At 48.5% G+C, this 849-nt stretch carries 1 protein-coding gene; it reads left to right on the top strand.

What is annotated here, in order from left to right; all coding sequences use genetic code 11:
- Positions 1–300 precede the first annotated feature (300 nt).
- Positions 301–765: an STY4534 family ICE replication protein gene (locus Xedl_RS19830; protein ID WP_074025449.1), complete on the top strand. Its 465-nt coding sequence runs from the start codon at positions 301–303 to the stop codon at positions 763–765.
- The last annotated feature ends 84 nt before the right edge of the window (positions 766–849 follow it).

Raw genomic sequence — 849 nt, 5'->3', positions numbered from 1 at the left:
ATTGACGCCCTGACAGGATGCTTTAAGAATTAACCTGTTTCTTAAATGATCGGTGAGCCTGCAACGATCGCCTCCGGGTGGCTGTAAAACTCCCGTAGCCTGAAAGGGAGCGCCTCAACGCGGTACATCTGCCCACCTTTGGAAGCAGATATTGCCAGCTCAACGGCAATGAAGGTTCATTATTCTTTATCAGCGCGTCAGTAACGTATCTGTCTGACACCCGGCGGGGAAAAACCTTCCCGTCAGGGGACAGGATTTTCTCCGTTACCCCTTATTGTTTACCTCCATGGAGAACATCGTATGTCTGAGAACGCAACAGCATTAACCAAAAACGACTATTTCAACCTGAATATCAAGGGACTCGGCTATTTGAATCATATCCGCCATGTCAGTACCGCCAGTGGCACGTTCCTGAGCTGTGTGATTAATGCGTTAAATGGTCCCAGTGATAACCCGGTCTATGTCCGTTTTGATATTACCGTGGTCGGCAAGGAGGCGACCAGCCTGGTCGGTCGTTGCCAGAAAGCCGTTGACGAGGATAAAAAAGTGTTGCTGGGCTTTACCTTAAGTAACCCGTCCACCGATATTTTTACTCTGAAACGCGGCGATCATGCCGGTGAACAGCGCGTCAGCCTGAAAGCCCGCCTGATTAAAGTGGACTGGATTAAAATCGGGCAGGACAAAGTGTATCAGGCCGAACAATCCGATTCGACGCCACCACAAAACGGTGTTGCGCAAACCGAATATGCAGAAAATTCATTCTGATACTCATTCTACTCCACTGACTTGCCCTGATGTTTCAGGGCAGTCTCTTTGCTAACAAATACAATAGGGTACAGAGATGACTAT

Source organism: Xenorhabdus eapokensis, from assembly GCF_001908105.1.
The sequence above is the reverse complement of the archived record's forward strand: the minus strand, read 5'-3'. Positions and strand labels throughout refer to the sequence as shown.